Source organism: Acidibrevibacterium sp. (genome assembly GCF_049965395.1).
GTDB classification, from domain to species: Bacteria; Pseudomonadota; Alphaproteobacteria; order Acetobacterales; family Acetobacteraceae; genus Acidibrevibacterium; species Acidibrevibacterium fodinaquatile.
Genome location: NZ_JBMFWJ010000059.1, coordinates 1 through 13912 on the forward strand (window position 1 = coordinate 1; position 13912 = coordinate 13912).

14 protein-coding genes are annotated in these 13912 nt (G+C 66.1%); 9 read left to right on the forward strand and 5 right to left on the reverse strand.

What is annotated here, in order from left to right; genetic code table 11:
- On the forward strand, positions 1–419 hold a 419-nt coding region (locus ACP5M5_RS13060; protein ID WP_427938033.1), incomplete at its 5' end, for a hypothetical protein.
- Here ACP5M5_RS13060 and ACP5M5_RS13065 read toward each other — a convergent pair.
- Positions 400–1407 (reverse strand): C-terminal binding protein, encoded by a 1008-nt coding sequence (locus ACP5M5_RS13065; protein WP_427938034.1) that lies wholly within the window; start codon positions 1405–1407, stop codon positions 400–402. The two genes, ACP5M5_RS13060 and ACP5M5_RS13065, sit on opposite strands and share 20 nt — an antisense overlap.
- Before the next feature lie 142 nt (positions 1408–1549).
- On the opposite strand from ACP5M5_RS13065, the gene ACP5M5_RS13070 reads away from it, so the two are divergent.
- From ACP5M5_RS13070 to ACP5M5_RS13095, 6 genes are all read left to right on the forward strand, one after another.
- A complete protein-coding gene (locus tag ACP5M5_RS13070; protein WP_427938037.1) occupies positions 1550–1873 on the forward strand; it encodes an AtpZ/AtpI family protein in 324 nt (107 codons plus the stop codon).
- Positions 1874–1942: 69 nt separating this feature from the next.
- Positions 1943–2701 (forward strand): F0F1 ATP synthase subunit A, encoded by a 759-nt coding sequence (locus ACP5M5_RS13075; protein ID WP_427938039.1) that lies wholly within the window; start codon positions 1943–1945, stop codon positions 2699–2701.
- A gap of 51 nt (positions 2702–2752) precedes the next feature.
- Positions 2753–2977, forward strand: coding sequence for an ATP synthase subunit C family protein (locus tag ACP5M5_RS13080; protein ID WP_114912850.1), 225 nt, complete (start codon positions 2753–2755; stop codon positions 2975–2977).
- A gap of 69 nt (positions 2978–3046) precedes the next feature.
- Positions 3047–3625 (forward strand): F0F1 ATP synthase subunit B', encoded by a 579-nt coding sequence (locus tag ACP5M5_RS13085; RefSeq protein ID WP_427938041.1) that lies wholly within the window; start codon positions 3047–3049, stop codon positions 3623–3625.
- 16 nt (positions 3626–3641) lie between these two features.
- Positions 3642–4157 carry a F0F1 ATP synthase subunit B gene (locus ACP5M5_RS13090; RefSeq protein ID WP_427938044.1) on the forward strand — a complete coding sequence of 172 codons (516 nt, stop codon included), beginning with the start codon at positions 3642–3644 and terminating at the stop codon, positions 4155–4157.
- 52 nt (positions 4158–4209) lie between these two features.
- Positions 4210–4725: a hypothetical protein gene (locus ACP5M5_RS13095; protein WP_427938045.1), complete on the forward strand. Its 516-nt coding sequence runs from the start codon at positions 4210–4212 to the stop codon at positions 4723–4725.
- Between the two features lie 22 nt (positions 4726–4747).
- Here ACP5M5_RS13095 and ACP5M5_RS13100 read toward each other — a convergent pair whose 3' ends face one another.
- The 3 genes from ACP5M5_RS13100 to ACP5M5_RS13110 are packed head-to-tail and all read right to left on the reverse strand — an operon-like array spanning position 4748 to position 7681.
- Complete coding sequence (locus ACP5M5_RS13100) at positions 4748–5635, reverse strand: prephenate/arogenate dehydrogenase family protein (RefSeq protein WP_427938047.1); 888 nt, start codon at positions 5633–5635, stop codon at positions 4748–4750.
- Positions 5628–6734 (reverse strand): histidinol-phosphate transaminase, encoded by a 1107-nt coding sequence (hisC, locus tag ACP5M5_RS13105; RefSeq protein ID WP_427938050.1) that lies wholly within the window; start codon positions 6732–6734, stop codon positions 5628–5630. The genes ACP5M5_RS13100 and hisC overlap by 8 nt, the downstream gene beginning before the upstream one ends.
- Positions 6731–7681 carry a chorismate mutase gene (locus tag ACP5M5_RS13110; RefSeq protein WP_427938052.1) on the reverse strand — a complete coding sequence of 317 codons (951 nt, stop codon included), beginning with the start codon at positions 7679–7681 and terminating at the stop codon, positions 6731–6733. The genes hisC and ACP5M5_RS13110 overlap by 4 nt, the downstream gene beginning before the upstream one ends.
- Before the next feature lie 109 nt (positions 7682–7790).
- Here ACP5M5_RS13110 and metX point away from each other — a divergent pair, with 109 nt between their 5' ends.
- Both metX and metW read left to right on the forward strand, forming a co-directional pair.
- Positions 7791–8948: a homoserine O-acetyltransferase MetX gene (gene metX, locus ACP5M5_RS13115; RefSeq protein ID WP_427938054.1), complete on the forward strand. Its 1158-nt coding sequence runs from the start codon at positions 7791–7793 to the stop codon at positions 8946–8948.
- A gap of 44 nt (positions 8949–8992) precedes the next feature.
- Positions 8993–9595, forward strand: a complete 603-nt coding sequence (metW, locus tag ACP5M5_RS13120) for a methionine biosynthesis protein MetW (protein ID WP_114913897.1) — start codon at positions 8993–8995, stop codon at positions 9593–9595.
- 19 nt (positions 9596–9614) lie between these two features.
- Here the strand turns inward: metW and ACP5M5_RS13125 are convergent, their stop codons facing one another.
- Complete coding sequence (locus ACP5M5_RS13125; RefSeq protein ID WP_427938056.1) at positions 9615–13802, reverse strand: GAF domain-containing protein; 4188 nt, start codon at positions 13800–13802, stop codon at positions 9615–9617.
- Between the last annotated feature and the right edge of the window lie 110 nt (positions 13803–13912).

A 13912-nucleotide genomic window follows, 5' to 3' on the forward strand; every position in this document is an offset into this window, starting at 1 on the left:
GCGCGACCTCGTTGCCGTCGCCGACCAGCGATTCGCCGACCATGACCTTGGTGATCGGCATGCTTGGGCTACGTGGCACCGGCGCCGGCATCGGGGCGGCAGCCGGCTCCGCCCCTCGCGAGGACGAAAACAGCCGAAAAACAGCGACCACAACCACCACCACGACGATGGCAATGACTATCATTCCGCCCGTCGACATCGACACTCCCCCCAAGCATGATATCGAGTTGACCGAAGCGCATGCCCACCGCATGAGAGGTTCGCCGGCGTCGGTTGATCGCGGAAAAACACGTTGCTTAGCAAGCAAAAGATCACAAATGAAGGCTAATGGAAAGCAAAATTTCCCGCGCGTCGCCGGCCGCGATCTGATGGGCTATGTCAGCGACGCCCTTGCTTGGCTTAGAACATCTCCGGCGTGATCACATTCTGCGGACGCGGGCCGAGGAGGGCGGCGCGCATGGTTTCCGCTGATTTGACGCGGATATCCTGCCAGGCTTCCGGCGTATGGAACGCCGAATGCGGGGTGATGATCAGCCGCCCCTCCACCCAGGGCGCGCGCGCGCGATAGGCGGCAAGCAGCGTCGGCACCGGCTCGACCGGCGGCTCGGTGGGCAGCACGTCGAGGCCGGCGCCGGCGATATGCCCGGACTGCATCGCCGCCGCCAGCGCCTCGATATCGAGAATCGGCCCGCGCGCCGTGTTCACCACCACCGCGCCACGCGGCAGCTTCGCGAGTTCCGCCGCCCCGATCATCCCCAGCGTCTCGGGCGTGAGCGGGGTGTGGAGCGAAAGCGTGTCGGCGACGGCGAGCAGATCCTCGAGGCTTCGCGCCCGCGCGATGCCGAGCGCGCGCTCGACGCCATTGGGCTGATACGGGTCATAGGCGATGACGCGGGCGCCGAACGCCTTGGCGCGCAGCGCGACCGCGGTGCCGATGCGGCCGAGACCGAGAATTCCAAAGGTGAGCGTGTCGTTTCGTCGGATCAAGGGATGGTCGAGATAGGTCCAGGCGGCCGGCGGCGCGGCACGCTGCGCTGCGTGGTGGAGCAGCAGGCCGCGGCGGAGCGCCAAGGCCAGCGCCATCGCGTGATCGGCGACCTCGGTGGTGCCGTAATCGGGAACATTGCAGACCAGAATGCCGCGGCGGGCGCAGGCGGCGCGGTCGAGCCGATCATAGCCGACCCCCATGCGCACAACGGCGCGCAGGCGGGGAAACCGCGCGAGGTCGTCGCCGGTCAGAAAATGGCGAAAAATCATCAACCCTTCGGCTTCCGCCGCGAGGGTGTCGGGGATCTCCGCGATCCGCGCCGCACCGGCAAACACCACACGGATGTCAGGGCCGAAAATCCCGCGCTCCACCGCATCGTCGGGGTAGAGCGTTTCCGAATACAGCACCATTCCGGCCATGATGTCCTCCCGACTAAGCGAGTGATGGTGCGAAAGATGGCCGCTCATGGCAAGATGCGCTTCAAGCATTCTTGACGAGATCGCCCCTGGCCTCTAGCAAGCGCCTGCCTTCCGGTGGAACCCGCCGCCGAGCGAGGAGCGCATGGACGAAGATCAGGCCGGCGAGGATGAGGAGCGCGGCGCGGCGTCATTCGAGGCGCGGCTGGCCGCGGCCCGCGAGCGCCAGGGGCTCGATCGGCCAGCCGCCTCGTCGCAAGGCACGGATTTGCCGCCCAACGCCCTTGCCTTGGGCCTCAGGGTCGGCGTGGAATTGGCTTCGGCGCTCGCAGTCGCGGTCGCCATCGGCTATTGGCTGGATCGCTGGCTGCATACGAGGCCGCTGTTTCTCGCGGTTTTCGTGCCGCTCGGCGGGGCGGCTGGGGTGATGAATGTCTGGCGTCTGGTCGGCCCGCGCGGCCGACGCTAGAGGCTAACGTGGCTCGCGGTTTGGTGACGCGATCGGCCCGCGCGGCTGGTCTGGAGAGGGAAGACGGTCTTGGCGGCAGAAGGTTCAGCGATCGACGCTCTGGGGCAGTTCCGCCTCAGTCATGGCCTCGGCGAGGTCGGTGGCGCGGTGAATTTCACCAACGCCAACGAAATCATGCTGCTCGCCGGTGCGATCATTCTCGGGCTGCTCTATTTCGGCATGAAGCCGCGCGCCATCGTCCCCGGCCGGCTGCAGGCCCTGGCCGAATATCTTTATGATTTCATCTATTCCATGTGCCTCGATCAGATCGGGGCGGAGGGAAAGCGCTTTTTCCCCTTTATCTTCACGCTATTCACCTTCATCCTGATGGGCAATCTGCTCGGCCTGTTTCCCTATTTCTTCACCTTCACCAGCCATATCATGGTCACGGGCGCACTCGCGGTTTTGGTCATCGTTTTGGTGACGCTGGTTGCGCTCCGTATCCATGGCTGGCATTTCTTCACCTATTTCTTCCCGGCCGGCGCGCCGAAACTGCTCGCGCCGCTGATCATCCCGATCGAAATCCTGTCCTATCTCTCGCGCCCGGTTTCGCTCTCCATTCGTCTTTTCGCCAACATGACCGCCGGGCACGTGATGTTCGAGGTGTTCGCGAGCTTTATGCTGATGCTCGCCGGCGCGCTCGGCGCGCTTGGCTACGCGGTCGCGCTCGGCCCGCTCGCGCTCAATATCGCGCTGATGGGGTTCGAGCTTCTGGTGGCGTTCCTGCAAGCCTATGTGTTCGCCATCCTTACCTGCATCTACCTGCATGACGCGGTGCATCTGCACTAAGCCCGCCCGGCAGGCATTCCCCCCAATCTCGTCAACGGAAAGGACCACATCATGGACGTCAACGCAGCCAAAGCCCTCGGGGCCGGTATCGCCGTCATCGCGCTCGCCGGGGTCGGCATCGGCATTGGCAACATTTTCTCCTCGCTGGTCAGCAGTGTTGCCCGCAATCCGGCCTCGCGCGATCAGGTGTTCGGCATCGGCATTCTCGGCTTCGCGCTGACGGAAGCGGTGGCGCTGTTTGCGCTCCTCATCGCCTTCCTCATCCTGTTCGCCTGAGCCTCCGGCCGCGACCGCAACCGCCAAAAACCGCCGGCGTCTGTGCCGGCGGGGGATGTGATGGAAGACATGATGCCACGCCGTCTTGCCGCCTCGCTACCTTTGGTCGCTTTTCCCGCCTTCGCTCAGGCGGCGGAAAAGGGCATGCCGCAGCTCGACTTTGCCAACAAGCTGCTGATCAGCCAGGTGGTGTGGCTCGCCATCATCTTCTTGGCGCTTTATGTGCTGCTCGCCCAATGGGGGCTGCCGCGCGTCGCCTCAGTGCTGGCCGAGCGGGCACGGAGGATCAAGGACGATCTCGATGCCGCCCATGCCGCCAAAAAAACCGCCGATGACGCCATCGCCGAGCTGAATGCCGCGGCCCGCCATGCCCATGCCGAGGCGGGGGCGGCCATCGCCGGCGCGACCGAGCGGGCAAAACGCGAGGCCCTGGCCCATGCCAGTGCCCTCGAGGCTCGGCTCAAAGCCGATCTTGATGCCGCCGAGGCGCGTATCGTCGCGGCCGAACAGGCGGCGAAGGGCGCGTTACGCGAAGCCGCATGCGAAACCGCGGCGATCCTGGTCACCCGCCTGGCCGGCTTCGCCCCCGATGCCGGCGCGGTCGCCATCGCGGTCGACCGCGCGCTCGCCAGCCGGGTGGCGGGCTGAGAGAAGGAACCCTCTGATGGAACGGGAAGCGCTGAGCGGTATTTTCTGGGAGCGCCCAACCTTCTGGGTTGCGGTCGCCTTCGTGCTGTTCTTCGCGCTGTTCGGCAAGCGCTTGTTCGCGGCGCTGACGGCGATGCTCGATGCCCGCGCCGCCGCGATCCGCCATGAACTCGAGGAAGCGGCGCGGTTGCGCCGCGAGGCCGAGGATATGCTGCGCGAGGCGACGCGCAAACGCGAAACCGCCCTGGCCGAAGCCAATGCGCTGCTCGAAAAAGCCGAAATCGAGGCAGCCCGCTTGGCCCAGGCGATTCGCGAGGAGGCCGAGGCCAACGCGAAGCGCCGCGAGGAAATGGCCCATATGCGCATCGCTGCCGCCGAGAAGGCCGCCCTCGCCGAGCTGCGCCGCGCCACCACCGACGTCGCCATCACCGCCGCGCGCGACGTGATCGCCCACGATCTCACCGCCGAGGCCGGCAGCGCGCTCGTGGATCAGGCCATTGCCGGACTGCCGAGCGCGCTCCGCGCCGCCTGACGGCGCCGCATCCCGCCGCCTCGGCGCGTGCTCGCGGCGCGCGCTTTTATTCGTGCCATGGCTCGCCGCCGCCTGCACGGCGCCGACACCCCCCGCCAACGCCGCCATCGGCCTGCCGCAGGTGCTCGACCGCCGCCGCGCCAAGCCAGATTGGCTCGGCGAGGTGCGCGGCACCGATGGCAGCTTCCGTGAAACCCTGACCGCGCCCTATCCGATCGCGCGGCTGGTGCAGCAGCGTTTCACCGCAGGTCTCGAGCAACGCGGCGAACTCGCGCTTGACGCCGCGCCGACGCTCGGGCTCCGCCTCACGCTGCATCGCTTCGAAATCGTCGCGGTGACCGACCTCGCGGCCTTCGCCGATATCGATATGCTGCTCTACGATCTCGCCTCCGGCCGTGAGCGTGATCGCCAGCCTCTGCAAAACGCCACCGCCGTCGCCCTCGATCCCGCGACACCGATCGCCGCGCAAGCGCAAACCCTGGCACTCGGCTTTCTCGCGACCCTCGCGCGCAATGCCCTCGATGCGCCGCAATTTCGCGACGTCATGCAGCCGCCCCGCGTCGGTTAACGACGTCGCACCTGCCGCGCCGTCACGCCTGATTGAGATCGATCAGGCTCTGGCGGATTTTGCGGCCGCGCTTGACTTTGTCCTCGATATAGGCGCCATCCGCCCAGCGCACCGCGCGCGCCATCGCCTGCGCGTCCTCCATGAAGCGCGCCAGCATCTCGAGCAGCGCCTCGCGGTTGTTCAAGAACACATCGCGCCACATCACCGGGTCGGAGGCGGCGATGCGGGTGAAATCGCGAAAGCCGCTGGCGGCGAATTTCAACACCTGACTGCGGCTCTCATCGGCGAGATCGTCGGCGGTGCCGCAGATCGTAAAAGCGATGAGATGCGGCAGATGGCTCACGATCGCGAGCACCCGGTCGTGATGCCCGGCCTCCATCGTCTCGACCATCGCGCCACAGCGGCGCCAGAATTCGCTGACCCGTGCCACCGCCGCGGGGTCGCACTCCGCCGGCGGCGTCAAAATCGTCCAGCGCCCCTCAAACAAGCTCGCAAACCCGGCATCGGGGCCGGAATGCTCGGTGCCGGCCAAAGGGTGACCGGGGACGAAACGCACGCCGGCGGGGAGATGCGGGGCGACGTCACGGAGCACCGATTGCTTGGTCGAGCCGACGTCGCTCACGATCGCCCCCGGCGTGAGCGCCGGCGCCATGGCCGCCGCGATCGCGCCATAGGTGCCGACCGGCGTGCAGAGCATGACGCCATCGGCCCCTGCCACCGCCGCCGCCGGATCTTCCTCGATACGGTCGGCAAGGCCGAGTTCGCGCACCCGCGCGCGGGTTGCGGCACTCTGCGCGCAGGCGATGATTTCACCGGCGAGATCGCCGCCGGCGCGCGCGCGGCGCGCGATCGAACTGCCGATCAGCCCAACGCCGATCAGCGCGAGGCGGCGGAAAACCGGCTCAGCCATGCGGCGTGCCGGCCATGAAGTCAGAAAGCGCCGCTGCAACCAGCTCGCATTCCTCCGCCGTGCCGATGGTGATGCGCAGACAGTGCGGCAGGTCATAGCCGCCCATCGGCCGGACGATGATGCCTCGCTCGCGGAGATGGGCGTTGGCCGCAGTGGCACGCTCAGGGGTCGCGAAATCGGCGAGCAGGAAATTGCCCTCGCTCGGCCAGATGGTGATGCCCAGCGCGCGCAACGCGTCCCCCAGGCGCTGGCGCCAAAGCGTGTTGTGCGCGCGGCTTTTTTCCACCCAGCCGGGCTCGGCCAGGGCCGCGATGGCCGCCGCCTGCGCCGCGGCATTGGTGTTGAAGGGGTTGCGCACCCGGTTCATGACATCGATCACCGCAGGCGGTGCATAGGCCCAGCCGAGACGAAGCCCGCCCAGGCCGAAGATCTTCGAAAATGTCCGCGTCATCACGACATTGTCGCCGGCGTCGACGAAGGCAGCACCCGGCTCGTAATCGGCGCGGGTGACGTATTCGGCATAAGCGGCGTCAAGCAAAAGCAGCACCTCGGCCGGCAAACCGGCGCGAAGGCGTGCGATCTCGCGCGCGGTCAGCAGGCTTCCGGTCGGGTTATTGGGGTTGGCGAGGCAGACGAGGCGCGTTGCCGGCGAGACGGCAGCGAGAATGGCATCGACATCGGCGGTGAGGTTGCGTTCGGGCACCTTGATGACGCGCATCCCGGCATAGCGACCGGCGATATGATACATGGAAAACCCGTGCCGGGTCATGATCAGCTCGGTGCCGGCGCCGCCATAGGAGAGAGCGAGCTGATAGATCAGATCATCCGAACCATTGCCACAGACGATGCGCGCCGGATCGAGGCCGAAACGGGCACCGATCGCGGCGCGGAGATCGCTTGCGGCCCCGTCGGGGTAGCGGAAAATCTCGGAGGCGAGCCGGATATAGGCCGCCTGCGCGCCGGGCGGGGCGCCGAACGCACCCTCATTGGAGGAGAGCTTGAGCACCCGGTTGACGCCCGGAACATGGGATTCGCCGCCGATATAGGGGGCGATGGTGAGAATTTCGGGGCGTGGGCGCGGCCCCATCGCTGTGCTCATGGCTGATCATCCTCAAACGGCTCGGCATAGGCGCCGAGCCGCACGGCGGGGCGCAAAAGCCCTTCGATGGCGGCAAGCCGGGGATCGTCTTCCGCGATGAAACCGGCAAGATCGACCAGCGCCTGCGCGGTTTTTTGCTCGCCCTCGCGGCGCAGCAGAATGGTGCCGGCGCTGAGGCCGGCGGCGGCGATTTGGCTCGCGAGGCGGGCGCGGCTGGTCTCGGCGGGGAATTCGAGGCCAAACAGGGTGCGATCGGCGCCGCTCGCATCGGGGGCAATGGCGGCGGCGACGAAAGCTGCGGCGCGCGGCGCCCCCTCGGGCCGCGGCGCCCAGAACGGCAGGCGGGCGATGATGTGGATGCGCCCGCCGCCGAGGTCGGCGCGCCCCTCGGCGCGGCCGGGCGACATCCTGTCCTGATGCAGGAGAGACGTCCACCACAAGGCGCTACCGGCATCCTCTTCCGCCGGCAGCGGCAGCACCACGACCGCGGCGATGCCGGCGGCGACGTCGCCGATCGCCTGCGAGGCGCTGCGGTGGAGATGAAGCGGCGTCAACGCCCCGAAATGCTCGCGCGCGAGAAGGCTGATCGCGCCCTTCTGGCTGCCGCCCGGCTCACCGACGGCGACCGCGAAATGGCCCTGCTGCGCGAGCGAGCCGGCCAAAATCTCGCGCCAGACGCGGACCACCGCCTGACGCGGCAAGGGGCCGCCGGCGGCCTTGCCGAGAAGGCGGCGGAGGATCGCCGCCTCGCGCCCGGGGCGAAGCGGGACGCCACCATTTTTCAGGGCCGCGACCTCGGCGACCACGGCGGCGCGGCGCTGCAAGGCCGCAAGCAGGGCATCGTCGATGGCGTCGAGTTCGGCACGCAGCGCCTCGAGGCTTCGCGGCGGCAAGCGCGCGCCCTCGGTCTCGGGCGCGGCGCGGGGAAGGGGATCGGTTGAGGACATGTTTCCGGATCGTTGCTTTCGCCCTCTGATAGCCGAACCATCCGGGCCTGCAAACACCCCTGCTTCCCCCTTGCTGGCGCGGCGGTTGCGCGACGATGGGTGCGCGCTTATGGACGAGGGCGTGAAGCAGGTTTTGACGCCGCAAGCGATCGCGCATCAGCACGTCGTGTTCGAGGACGGTCTCACCCTCGATAGCGGCGTCACGTTGCCGCGCCTCATCGTCGCCTATCGCTGCTATGGCACGCTCAATGCGGCGCGCAGCAACGCCATTCTGGTCTGCCATGCCCTGACCGGCGATCAGTACGTCGCCGAGCGGCATCCGCTGACCGGCAAGCCGGGCTGGTGGGAGATGCTGGTCGGGCCGGGCCAGCCGGTCGATACCGAACGCTATTTCGTGATCTGCGCCAATGTGCTCGGCGGCTGCATGGGATCGAGCGGGCCGCGCAGTCCGAAAGATGATGACGAAAGCCAGCTATGGGGCACCGATTTTCCCGCCATTACCATCCGCGACATGGTGCGCGCGCAACAGCGTCTGATCGCCCATCTCGGCATCGAGCGGCTGTTTGCGGTGATCGGTGGGTCGATGGGCGGGATGCAGGTGCTGGAATGGGCGGCGACGTTCCCCGAGCAGGTTTTCGCCGCCATCCCGATCGCGACCGCCGCCTATCATTCGGCGCAGAATATCGCTTTCAACGAGGTCGGCCGGCAAGCGATCTTCGCCGATCCCGATTGGGAGGGCGGACGCTATTGGCAGAGCGGGCGGGTGCCGGCGCGCGGGCTCGCGGTCGCGCGCATGGTCGCGCACATCACCTATCTCAGCGAGCAGGCTTTGACGCGCAAATTCGGCCGCCGCCTCCGTGCCGGCGCCTCGGTCCTCGGCCCCTATTCCGATGTGTTCGAGGTCGAGAGCTATCTCCAGCACCAGGGATCGAGTTTCGTGCGCCGGTTCGATGCCAACGCCTATCTCGCGATCACCCGGGCGATGGATTATTTCGACCTCGCCGCCGATCATGGTGGCGATCTCGCACAGGCGTTCGCTGGGACGAAAACCCGCTTTTGCGTGGTTTCCTTCAGCTCCGACTGGCTGTTTCCGACCAGCGAGAGCCGCGCCATCGTGCGCGCCCTCAACCGCGTCGCCGCCAATGTCAGTTTCGTCGAGATCGAGACCGACAAGGGCCATGACGCGTTTCTCCTCGACGAACCCGATTTTCATCGCGCGCTCCGCGGCTTTCTCGATGGCTGCGCCCAGCATGCGGGGCTCTCGTGACGGCGGCCGAGCCGGCGACGCGGGTGCGCCATCTCGCCAAAAACCTGCGCGTCGATCTCGAACTGATCGCCGGCATGATCGCCCCCAAAACCCGCGTCCTCGATATCGGCTGCGGCGAGGGGACGCTGATCGCGCATCTCTTTCACACCAAAGCCTGTGACGCGCGCGGCATCGAGATCGACATGCGGGAAGTGACGCAGGCGGTGGCGCATGGCTTGCCGGTGATGCAGGGGAATGCCGACAGCGACCTCGCCCATTATCCTGATGGCGCCTTCGACTATGTCGTGTTGTCACGAACCTTGCAGGCGGTCGGGCGCCCGCGCGAGGTCTTGCGCCAGATGCTGCGGATCGGCGCGCGCGCGGTGGTGAGCTTTCCCAATTTCGGCCATTGGCGGGTGCGCTGGCAATTGCTCACGCGGGGGCGGATGCCGATGACCGCGACCTGGGACCGGATGTGGTATGAGACGCCCAACATCCATCCCTGCACCATCCGCGATTTTTTCGAACTCTGCGCCGCCGACGGTTATGCGGTGGAGCGTTGGCTCGCCGCTGATGATGCGGGGCGGCGGGCGCCATGGCGGCGGGCGCCGTGGCTCGCCAATTTGTTCGGCGAGCAGGCGGTGTTCCTGCTCCGCGCGCGACGGTGAGACGCCGGCGACGAGACGATCAGCCCGCCGCGTCCGGCGCTGCCATCAAAGCGAGCAACGCTGCTTGCAGCTGTCTCATCAGCGCGCGATAGCGCTCGCTGTGTAGCCCCTCCTGATGGGCGATTTCATGAGCCTTGCGATGCAACGCGTCGATCTCGCTGCCGAGGAGATCGCTCGCGGCGATGAAGCGGCCGACCGCACAGCGATCCGCGGACATGACGGTGCGATCGCTGCCATGCGCGAACCGCCATTGCGCGGCGAGCGCCCCGAGAGCCGTGCGCGGGGCATAGCGATCGATGGTCAGGGTAAAATCTCTCGCCCAGTCCACCACCATGGACGCCGGCATCGGTTTGGCGAACGCGAAGCCCTGCCCCGCCTTGGCGCGCAGGATCGCTGCCGCCTCGACCAAGGGCTCGCTCTCCAACCCCTCGAGCACCACATCGAGTTCGAGATCCCGCCCGAGTTGCACCAGCGCACCGATGAAGCCAAGCACCCGGATCGGATCACGGTGGGCGTTGCGCACCAGACTTTGGTCGATTTTCACGGCATGGAACGGCAGCATGCGCAGACGCTGGAGCGAGCTGAACCCCGACCCGAGATCGTCCATCGCGAAACGGACCCCGAGTGCTGCGATCTGCTGCAAGGTCGCTTCGCGTTGCGCCTCGTCGCGATCGAGGCGCCCGGTTTCGAGAATCTCGAGACAGAGACGGTGCGCGGCGATCCCGGTCTCGGCCAGCGCCTCGCGCACCCAAAGCGCGCACTCGCGGCGCAGCAAGGTCGCCGGCGGCAGGTTGATCGAGACACTGAGCGACAATCCCGCCGCATCCCACTCGCGCAGTCGCTGCAGCGCTTGCGCGAGACCGAGGCGAAACACGAGATCGAGATCGCTTTCGCCGAGCGCCGACAGAAATTGCCCCGGCAGCAAAACGTCACCATCCTCGAGCACAAGACGCGCCAGCGCCTCGACCTGATAGGGTCTTCCGGTCGGGAAATCGATCAGGGGCTGGTAGTGCATCTGCAACCCGCCGGAAAATAGGCGCGCGCGCCAGCGCTCGGCGATCATTTCGGGAACGACCTCGCGTGACGCGGCTTCGCTCTGCTGCCACAACAGTTCGCTCTGCTGCCACAACAGGCTGAGGCGTTGCATGATCCCGGTGCAGAATTGCCGCATCCAGACCGAGGAGAATTGCCTGGGATAGGCGCCGAGCAATGCCAGCACGAAGACCGGCCGGCCGCGCATGTCCTGGACCGGCAAAACCGCGGCGCTGCAGATGCCGAGCGCGGCCATCGCCGCGCGCCAGGGCAAAACCCTTGGGTCGGTCGCATAATTGGGGCAAATTTGCATCTCCTGGCTACGCCAGGCGGTCGCCAACAGGCCGCGACCACGCGGGTCGCTGTCATCGAGATGCGGCAATTGGCCATCCTCTCGCCAAATCGGCCGGATGCCGTGTTTCGCGGCGCCGCCGCTGACCTCGATCTCGAACACGCCGTTGCTGTCGGGGCGCAGCAATTCCGCGACGATGATGCCGGGCAGACCCGCCAGCGCCTCCACATGCGCCTGCGCGATATCGATCCACAGTCGGCTGTCCCAGAGGCCGCCGTCACGCTCGGGAGAGCGCAACAGGAAGGTGAAATAGGTGGCGACGGTTCGCTCATGGGCTGCGATTTGCGCCGCCATCATATCCTGAAGCCGCGCCCAGACGATCTGCAGCAGCGCTTGCCGGTCTTCCGCGCGCAGGGGTTGGAGCAGCAGTTTCTGGCCGAGCAGGGTCTGAAAAATGCCGACGCCCTGCGCGATCACGGCGCTTTCGACATTCGTCAGGGCATAGACATGCCCGAGATGTTGCGCTTTTTCGAAAATACCGTCACGGCTGATCGTCGGCTCGAACAGACCGTCGAGCGACTGTAATTGTCTATGTTTGAGATGGGCGAATTCCGGCTCGCTGACATGCTCGAGAAGCGTCTCGCCCTTGGGGTGTGTCACCAGATGGCGGTAGAAATAGGTGACGAACTCCTCGGTCAGCAGCGCCTTGATCTGCGGCAAGGATGAGAGAACACGCGCCGCCTCTGGACCGTAAGGGTCGGGCAGCGTCAGCCGGAATTCCTTTTCCGCGAGGGTTTCGGCGCTCCAGCGGTGCCACCATTGCGACCGCCGCGCCTTGTTCGCCTTGGCGACATAAAGGGCCGCGTCGGCACGGCGGAGCAAGAGATCGGGATTGTCGCCGTCATCGGGAAAGAGCGCGATGCCGAGGCTGAAAGCCGTGGAAACGCTGAGCCCGTCACCGAGATCGAAGGGCTTTTCGACCGAAGATTGCAACCGGTTGAGCAGGACGGTAAGCGTGCTGATCTCGTTCAGCCCCTCGATCGCAAGAACGAATTCATCGCCGCCAAAGCGCGCGAGAAGATCGCTCTCGCGCAGCAAGGCGCGCAAACGCGTCGCAAGCTCGCGCAACAGCAAGTCCCCGCTGGCATGGCCCCAGACATCATTGATCGGCTTGAAATCATCGAGATCGAGGAGGCCGATGGCAAGAAAGCCGCGCTGACGCCGCGCGCGCGCAATCGCGCGCTGGACATGTTCCTCAAATTGCAGACGATTGGGAAGGCCGGTCAGTCTGTCGTGGCGGGCGAGATGGAATTGCTGTTGCCGCTCATACTCGAGCCGGGCTTTGAGATCGATCTCGTCCAAGCCATGTCCAATGAGTTGCGCGACCTTGGCGATGAGATCGAGCACCTCCTGGTCGAAACAATTGGCGAGGCGAGAGCTAAACACCAAGGCCGCATAAACCGCGCCGCCACGAAAAATCGGCGCCGCCGCGCCAGAAACCCAGTTGCGCTCTTCGAGAAAGCCATGCCAAGGCGCAAATGAGGGGTCGGCGAAATAATTATTGCAATGATGCAGCCGTCCCGAGCGCAAAGCGCGCACCGTCAACGGCGCGTTTTCCGATTCGAGACGCACTTCTATGCCGTCAAGCACATGCACACCGTGCCCATGGCCGACCCGCATCCGGACCAACCCATCCTGATCAATGCCCGCGATCCATACCGCATCAAACAGGCCACAGGTCGCGAGATGCTCGCAGGTCCGCCTCATTACCGCCTGCTCATCGCGTTGCAGGAGGAGGGAGTCGGTCGCGGCGAGGAGGGCGTTATAGAGGCCGTGCAGGCGCTCGACGCTTTGCTGCTGCTCGATCGCCTCGAGCGCTAGGCCGATATCGAACGCGAGTTCGCCGAGCAGAGAGGCGAATTCCTCGTCGAGCATATCGTCTTCCCGCGCATAGAGCGAAAGCAATGCCCGTATCTGTCCCTTGACCCTGAGCGGCAGCGCCGTCACCGCCCCCAATTTGAAGACGCGCGCGCGCGCCCGCCAAGGACGGTAGCGTTCGTCAACGGCAAAGCTCTGGATCGTCACCGGCGTCCCGCTGCGCCAGGCTGTGCCGGCCGGTCCTTGCCCTTCCGGCCGGTCTGGGTCGCTCGAGATGACGATCTCGTCGAGATAACCGATCGCGCCGCTCGCTGCGACAATCTGAAAGCGCGACGTCTCGTCTGGTACACCGATCCAAGCGAGCGGTATTTCGCCACTGGTGACGGCGACGCGACAGATTTCGGCATAAAAGGTCGCTTGATCTGGCCGGCTGGCGGCGAGCTGGTTGACCTCGGCGAGCATGGCGTGAAACTGCGCCAGACGTTGCAAGCGCCGGTTCTGGCGTTGCTGCAGGGTTTGCTGATGCGCGGCTTGCAGGATGTTACCGGCGATGGCCGCGGCGTTTCCGAGCCACGCCTGCGCGCGGGCATCGGGGAGACCCCCCTCACCGCCGGTCAAGGCGAAGGTGCCGATCAAACGATCCCCCTGCCGGATCGGATAGCTCCAGCACGAGCGGATGGCGAAATCTCGCGCGACATCGGCGAGATCGGCCCAGCGAGGATCGTTTTGGGCATCGTCGACATAGGTCGGACGGTTGTGGAAAGCGGCCACCCCGCAGGAGCCGGCATGATCCCCCGGGGCCACGCCATCGAGGGCGGCAATCAGCCCGGACGGGGCACTGGGGGCGGCGAAAACGCCGAGCCGGCCATCCTCGCGCATCGCCATGATGCTCGCGATCCGTCCCGGCACGTATTGTTCCGCGAGATGGCAGATCCGAACGGCGAGAAAATCAGCCGAAAACCCAGCCGCCAGATCCCCGAGGATCGCGGTTTGAACCTGGAGCAAGTCGAGTGCGCTCGAGTCGTCGAGGCTGGTTGCGGACATGGATGGCCGAAAGAAGGTTTTATAGGCTTTGATAGCCGACGATGACAGTTTCCGGTATAGGTTTCGTTAAT